Below are 7,426 nucleotides of genomic sequence, written 5' to 3'. Positions count from 1 at the left end.
AGGAGCACTACCATGACATCTCTCATCATCACCGACCTGGCCGTTACCGAACAACTCGACGCCCGTTCCATGTCTGCCGTGCGCGGCGGTACCTACGGCGGCTGCTATGTGCCTGCTCCATCGTACTGCCTGCCCAGCTCCGGCTACGGCATGAGCCCGATGGGTTCGTTCTCCAAGAGCGACTTCTCGTTCGACGCCACACAGCTGCTCAACCAGAGCCAGAACACCCAGGTCAACAACGGCAACAACGTCGCCTTTGCCTCCGGCATCACGTCCAATGTGAACCCGACTCAGACCGGCTCCAACAACATCAGCTTCGGTTGATAGCTACCGCTCTTGCCTTTGCGTACCTTCACTTGCCTTACACCTTACTTTTATTCAGGAGAATCATCATGACATCACTGCTCATCAAAGACCTGTCGGTTACCGAACAACTTGACGCCCGTGCCATGTCGGCCGTGCGTGGCGGCACCTACAGCGGCTGCTACATGCCGTCGCCGTCCTACTGCTGGCCCAGCCCCACCGGCGCCGTGTCGAAGGACGACTTCAAGTTCGATGCCACCCAAATGCTCGCCCAGAGCCAGAACACCCTGGTCAACAATGGCAACAATGTCGCCTTTGCGTCCGGCATCACGTCGAACGTGAATCCGACCCAGCATGGCACCAACAACATCAGCTTCGGCGGTCTGGCCGCTTAAGCAATACCGCTCTTTCGTACCTTACTTAGCTTACTTACCTTACTTATACCTTTTCAGGAGAATCACCATGAAAGCACTGATCATCAAAGACCTGTCCCAGACCACAGAACTCGACGCCGGCGCCATGGCTGCCGTRCGCGGCGGTACCTACCAGGGTGCCCCGTTCTATCTGGGCCCGATCACCAATGTCTCCAAGAGCGACTTCAAGTTCGATGCCGAGCAACTGATGCAGCAAAGCCAGGATACCCAGGTCAACAAYGGCAACAATGCGGCCTTCGTCTGCGGCATCACCTCCAATGTGCATCCGACCCAGACTGGCTCCAACAACATCAGCTTCCTGTAATGCCGGACAGCACGGTGGAGAACGCTTGACTCTCCACCGTTGTCTGCAGCGCAGGNTGCATCCGACCCAGACTGGCTCCAACAACATCAGCTTCCTGTAATGCCGGACAGCACGGTGGAGAACGCTTGACTCTCCACCGTTGTCTGCAGCGCAGGGCTTATCGATCTTTGTCTACTACCTATCCATCAAGGAGCATCACCATGTCATCCATCGCCATTCATGATCTCGCCAGCAGCACCGAACTCGACCAGCACGCCATGTCGTCGGTACGCGGCGGCAATTCCTGGCTTGCCGGYCTGGGCCCGATTGCCAATGTCAATGTGGGGATCACCCAGAACCTGAACCAGTTACAAAATGTGGACGTCAACACCTTGAACAATGTCGGCGTCATCGGTGCCGGCTTCATTCCACCYAATATCGCCGTCAACCTAAAAAGGATGCCGCNCTGGGCCCGATTGCCAATGTCAATGTGGGGATCACCCAGAACCTGAACCAGTTACAAAATGTGGACGTCAACACCTTGAACAATGTCGGCGTCATCGGTGCCGGCTTCATTCCACCTAATATCGCCGTCAACCCGTCCCAATGGGGCAATATCAGCGCCGCACTCTAGCCCGACAATGATCGGGTGATGGCACGCTGATTGCTCTATAGGAGATATAGCTCACTTAACGCACACTGTGCCGCATTTCACCCAACACTTCGGAGATTCACCATGACTGTACTCGCTATCAAAGATTTGCCCTTGAACCGTGCTCTCGACCGCAAGGCCATGTCGGTGATCCGGGGTTCGGGTGCACCATGGGTCTTTGGCTGGATCCGTCCGTACGTGGCATCGAATCCCAATTCAGGTCTTGGAACCGTGTTTAACTTCTTCCAGATCAACAACACCTATATCGCCGACCAGATGAATAACCAGATACAGAACGTTGACATCAATAATTCGGCGGCAAATTCGAATATCAACGTTATCCTTAATGAACACAGCACAAACCAGAAGCATTAAGCACACAGGCGCTGTCACTTTGGTTGTACGATACTTGTCCGGCCCGTACGCTCAGCATGACTCGCAGGGTGTCGTAATCAATGCGTGATTCGTGGAGGTTGTGATGACTAATCCAACACATTTTCGATGGACGTCTTCGTCCCGCACTCATGTGGGCCTGATCCGTGATCTCAATGAGGACGCTCTTCTCGACCGACCGGAGCGCGGCATGTGGGCAGTGGCCGACGGCATGGGCGGCCATTCCCTGGGCGACTACGCGAGCCGCACCGTGGTAGACCGGCTGCAGGAGGTTCCTCCTCCGGATAGTCTGGAAGCGTTTGTCGGCCATGCAAGAAATCAGTTGCAGCTGGCAAACCACGACCTCCGGCAAGAAGCGATTGTTCGCGACGTCTACATCATCGGCAGCACTGCGGTTGTGCTACTGGCCTGGGATAGCCACTGCGGCTATCTATGGGCCGGCGATAGCCGCATTTATCGTTTCCGGCAAGGCGAACTTCGCTTGCTGACACGCGATCACAGCCAGCTTGAAGAACTCAAGGCCAAGGCCGGCATGAGCGCCGAGGATGCGCTGCTGCACGTACCGAAAAACATGATTACTCGCGCGGTGGGCGCCGCCGACACGCTGGAAATCGACGAAGATCGTGTCGAGGTGGATGACGGCGACATGTTCCTGTTATGCAGCGACGGACTCAGTAATGCCGTGAGTGAAGATGAAATGTGCAATGCGCTTGCACCAGGCGATTGCGAACATGCATCCGAGACACTGATCGGCATGGCGCTGTATCGGGGCGGACGGGACAACATTTCTGCCGTTGTCGTGCGTGCTGATGATTTTCATCGGAACGAAATGACCGCATTGAATCCGGCGCTGTAGAGCAACTGACACTTTAGAAGCGTATCAAGCGTGCTTGTCTCCACCTGCATCCGAGTGCCCTGCATGCTTGCGGAAATCCTTCGAATGAATGCCATGCTTCTTCAATAACATTTGCAGGTGCGAGCGGTTCATGTCGCAGCGACGGGCCAGTTCTGCGACCGTTCCGCCAACTTCCCTCAGTCCTTTTTCCAGAAATGCCTTCTCTGCCTCGTCGCTGGCAATCCGTCTGGCATCGCTCAGCGAAGCCGTATTCGGTATCCCGGCCAATGTACCGCCCGGGGATGGACCGGCAGCCGCACTACCATAAGCATTGGGCGCCGCCTGACCGCCCGGCTTGGGACGGATGTCAACCGGAAGATGAACGATGTCCGCGGTTTCACCGGCAAGGCATGACAATCGATAAATGATGTTGCGCAGTTCGCGAATGTTCCCCGGATACGCATAGTCGAGCAGGAAGCTGCGCAATGCGGGCGACATCTTTACCGGACGACGCTTCAATGCCTCGGCCGCTTCATCACAGAAATAGGAAAACAGTATGGGAATCTCATCCTTGCGGTCACGCAGGGCTGGCAGGCTGACATGGATCACGCTGAGCCGGTAGAACAAGTCTTCCCTGAACACACCCTGCTCGCTGAGCTTGCGCAAGTTCTTGTTGGTCGCCGCAACGATACGCGCATCCACCGAAATAAGCTCATCCGAACCGACGCGTTGGATTTCGTGCGACTCTAGCACCCGCAGCAGCTTGACCTGTCCCACCAGCGGCAACTCGCCAATCTCGTCCAGGAAAATGGTCCCTTTGTGCGCGCTTTCAAACTTGCCTTTCCTGTCATTTGCGGCACCGGTAAAGGAGCCTTTCTTGTGGCCAAATAACTCGGATTCCAGCAGGTTATCGGGTATCGCACCGCAATTGACCGAGATGAATGGCTTGTCGGCGCGTGAACCATTGGCATGGATAACCTTGGCCATCAATTCCTTGCCGGTTCCGCTCTCGCCGTCGATCAGCACAGGCAAATCGGTTGGCGCGGCTTTTTCGGCGACTTCAAGTGCATCGAGCAAATCCGGGTTATCGCCGAAAGTCCCTTCAAACACAAAGCTTCGTGCCAGCAGTGCCTGCTTGCGCTGTCCGGGCAGCTGATCGAGCTTCTCCGGTTCCTGCGCTGCCGCCTTCACAAAGCGTTCCTTGTGCGACAGTTGCATCACTTCTTCGCGCAGGGCATTCGACTGGCGTAACAGTTTCTCGATGTCGGGGCGTTCGAGTTTGGATGCCCAGCGCAGTGTCGTACGCAAGATCTCAATCTTTTCGATCAGCCCTGCATACGACATCGTGGTGCTGCCTGGCACGCCTTGCTGGAAGAGTTTCATGCGGCGCTCAACTGTTTCTGGACAAGTTGGAAATACATGCCTCGTCGGTCGACCAGTTCTTCATGCTTGCCCTGTTCGACGATCGCTCCTTCATACAGCACGAGAATCTTGTCGGCGCGCATGATGGTGCTAAGCCTGTGGGCGATGATGACGGCGGTACGCCCTTTCAGGATTTCGTGCATGTTGGTGATGATGTTACTTTCCGACTGGGTATCGAGCGCCGACGTTGCCTCATCGAAGACCAGCAGGCGCGGATCGTGATACAGCGCCCTGGCAATGCACAAGCGCTGGATCTGGCCGCCAGACAGGCCGACGCCACGCTCGCCGACGACCTGTTCGTAGCCGAGCGGCATCTTGGCAATGAAACCATGCGCATCCGCCATCTTTGCGACTTCCTCGATACGCCGCCTGTCCGGACTGTCGTCGCCGCTCGCAATATTTTCGGCAATCGTCCCGGAAAAAACCAGGTTGCTTTGCATGACATAGCCAACCTGGGCACGGTAATAATCCTTGTCGAGCATCGCCATGTCATAGCCGTCGACGATGATTTTTCCTTCACTCGGCGGATAGAAGCCGACCAGCAGTTTGGCCAACGTGGTTTTGCCCGAACCGCTGCGCCCGACAACGGCGACCAGTTCACCGGGATTAATGTCGAAGCTGATATTTTCCAGCACATAAGACGTTTCGTTGCCGCCATAGCGAAAGTACACGTTGTCGAATCGTACGGAACCTTGCAGGTCGGGCAGCACGATGCGTGAAGGCAGGTCGGACGGCTTTTGCTCAGGCTCCATGTCGAGCACGTCCCCAAGACGCTCCATCGCCACGCCTGCATCGTTCAACCGACCCCAAAGGCCGACAAGGCCCATCAGCGGTGCCAGCACACTTCCCATCAAGGCATTGAAGGCGATCAGCTGTCCCACGCTCAGCTCCCGGCTCAGCACCAGGTTTGCGCCAACCCACAGAATCGCGATTGTGGTGGCAGCGTTCAGTATCTGACTGGCGAGCGAGACAAGGATACTGAACGACTGCATCCGGTATTGCACATCCAGTGACTTGGCGTACTTCTTTTCCCATTTCAGGCGCACGGGTCTTTCGATGCCCATACCCTTGATGGTTTCCACGCCGCCCAGCGTTTCCATCAGGTAGGCCTGCGCCTCGGTCGACGTGGAAAATGCTTCCCGCGCATAATTTTTGATCCTCGGCGTGACGACGACGGTCAACACCATGATCGGAATCACGAAGGCGATCAGGACCAGCGTCATCTTCGCGTTGTACAGGAACATGATCGAAAAATAGATGAACACCATCAGCAGGTTCAGCATGGTGGTCACCGTCGATTCGGTGAGAAAGCCCCGGATCGTCTGGTTCTCCTGGAAGCGGGCGAGGATGTCGCCGGTCTTGCGTTTGGCGAAGAAGGAGTACGGCAACGACATCGTATGCCGGAAGAAATGCGACATCATCGAAAAGTCCATGTTACGTACCATGAAGTTCGCCAGGTACGCCCGGATCGTCGTCATCAGTTGCGTAAATACATTCGAGATAATCAGTCCGGCGATCAGTAAATGCAGCAGGCCGACGTTATGATGCACGATGACGCCGTCGAGGATGTTCTGGATGATGAGCGGCGGCACCAGCCCCAGCATCTGGATGATGAACGTCGCGAGGAACAGGTGCAGCAGGATCTTCCTATAAGGTTTCAGGTAAGCGATAAAGCGTATCCACGGAGAACGGGTCGTCGTCAACTGCGCCAGGTCCTGCCCGGGCGTGAATAACAGACAGGTACCGCTCCAGCCGCGTTCGAATTCTTCAACCGTCATCTTCCTGAAGCCGAGCGCCGGGTCCGCTATCCAGACGTTCCGTTTGGATACGCCGTAAATCACAATATAGTGGTACCCCTCCCAGTGTGCGATGAAGGGAAGCTCGAAACCCAGCAGTGCCTCATAGGTGCATTGCACGCCGCGCGTGGTAAATCCCAGCGATTCCCCGACCCTTGCGAGGCTGTCCATGGTCGCGCCCTGGGTAGTGACATTGGCAAGCTCACGCAGCTTTCCGAGGGTCATGGAAATGCCATGGTGCCGGCACAACATCGCAAGGCAGGCCGCGCCGCAGTCCATCTCTTCGGCCTGCTCCACCAGCGGAAAACGCTTGATGATTTTTTCGCCAAGTTCCGGCTGCGAACGCATGTCCAGCGTGACGGGGCGCTTGCGGCGGTCGGCAAGTTTCTTTTGCCGGTGCAACTCCCGCTCGATGAACTGGATGCGCTCTTCCAGCGCTTCACGCAATTTCGGGTTGCGCTCGACGAGCTGATGCACGGTCTTTTCCGGAATGACCAGCAACGTCGTATCTTCGTTGGCAGTGACCGATGCCATCTGTTCCTGACGCAGCACGCAGGCTTTCTCGCCGAATATTTCGCCATCGCGCAACGTCGCCAGAGGATATTCCTCACCAGCCTCCTTGCGGACGATGCGTACTTCACCGTGACGGACAACGTATAGCCGTCGATCGTCGCGTGAGTCTTGCTTGAGGATTTCCTTGCCTGCGGCAATGCGCTTGACGCCAACGCTACGGACGAATTCTTCCAGCTCTTTCTTGTCGACCTTCCCTTTCAAATCAAAAAGGCGCGCAACGAAGCCTCCGGCGGAGCTGATCGCAACATAGCTGGTGACGAAAGCATACGCGGCTGGATTTTTCAGAATGATCGGTTCGATCACACGGCGCGGAATGAAAAGCAGCTCGGTCTTGACCGAAGCGCGCACTGACGCCTCGTGCCGGTAGTCCCGCAGCATGGCAATGTCGGCGAAGACTTCCCCTGTCTTGCGTACGCCCATACTCACTTCCTTACCCTGCACTTCGGTAAAGAAACGAACGGTGCCACTCTTGATGACATACAGCCCATCAGCCGGATCACCGGCATTGCACACCGTATCGCCGAATGCGAAGAAACGCGATTCCACGTGCGGCGCGATGGCTTCCAGTTCATCGCGGGTAAAGGGAGAGAGAATTTCTACCGACGCAAGGAAGTCCGTGACCGGCTGAAGTTGTGACTGTGATGGAGCGTCCATGGGCTTGCCACTCTCGCTTCGCTAGGCTGTCGGCTGTCGGGGGGATGGCAGCGAGGGCTTGCTCGGCCCCTGGCACGATTC

7 protein-coding genes are annotated in these 7,426 nt (G+C 56.3%); 5 read left to right on the top strand and 2 right to left on the bottom strand.

From position 1 onward, the window contains the following. Positions 1–12: 12 nt before the first annotated feature. The 5 genes from ASE07_RS27865 to ASE07_RS27840 all read left to right on the top strand — a co-directional run bounded on the left by ASE07_RS27865 (position 13) and on the right by ASE07_RS27840 (position 2,921). Positions 13–324: a hypothetical protein gene (locus tag ASE07_RS27865; RefSeq protein WP_057294068.1), complete on the top strand. Its 312-nt coding sequence runs from the start codon at positions 13–15 to the stop codon at positions 322–324. 68 nt (positions 325–392) lie between these two features. After that, positions 393–698, top strand: coding sequence for a hypothetical protein (locus ASE07_RS27860; RefSeq protein ID WP_057294067.1), 306 nt, complete (start codon positions 393–395; stop codon positions 696–698). Between the two features lie 67 nt (positions 699–765). Next, a complete protein-coding gene (locus ASE07_RS27855) occupies positions 766–1,041 on the top strand; it encodes a hypothetical protein (protein WP_057294066.1) in 276 nt (91 codons plus the stop codon). Between the two features lie 715 nt (positions 1,042–1,756). Continuing rightward, entirely contained in the window at positions 1,757–2,047 is a 291-nt protein-coding gene (locus ASE07_RS27845; RefSeq protein ID WP_057294064.1) for a hypothetical protein, read from the top strand. A gap of 103 nt (positions 2,048–2,150) precedes the next feature. Next, entirely contained in the window at positions 2,151–2,921 is a 771-nt protein-coding gene (locus ASE07_RS27840; RefSeq protein ID WP_057294063.1) for a PP2C family protein-serine/threonine phosphatase, read from the top strand. 24 nt (positions 2,922–2,945) lie between these two features. Here ASE07_RS27840 and ASE07_RS27835 read toward each other — a convergent pair whose 3' ends face one another. After that, positions 2,946–4,283 carry a sigma-54 interaction domain-containing protein gene (locus ASE07_RS27835; RefSeq protein WP_057294062.1) on the bottom strand — a complete coding sequence of 446 codons (1,338 nt, stop codon included), beginning with the start codon at positions 4,281–4,283 and terminating at the stop codon, positions 2,946–2,948. Then, entirely contained in the window at positions 4,280–7,345 is a 3,066-nt protein-coding gene (locus tag ASE07_RS27830) for a peptidase domain-containing ABC transporter (RefSeq protein ID WP_057294061.1), read from the bottom strand. The genes ASE07_RS27835 and ASE07_RS27830 overlap by 4 nt, the downstream gene beginning before the upstream one ends. Between the last annotated feature and the right edge of the window lie 81 nt (positions 7,346–7,426).

The organism is Noviherbaspirillum sp. Root189 (assembly GCF_001428545.1).
Taxonomy (GTDB): Bacteria; Pseudomonadota; Gammaproteobacteria; order Burkholderiales; family Burkholderiaceae_D; genus Noviherbaspirillum.
This window is presented reverse-complemented; position numbering and strand designations above follow the sequence as displayed.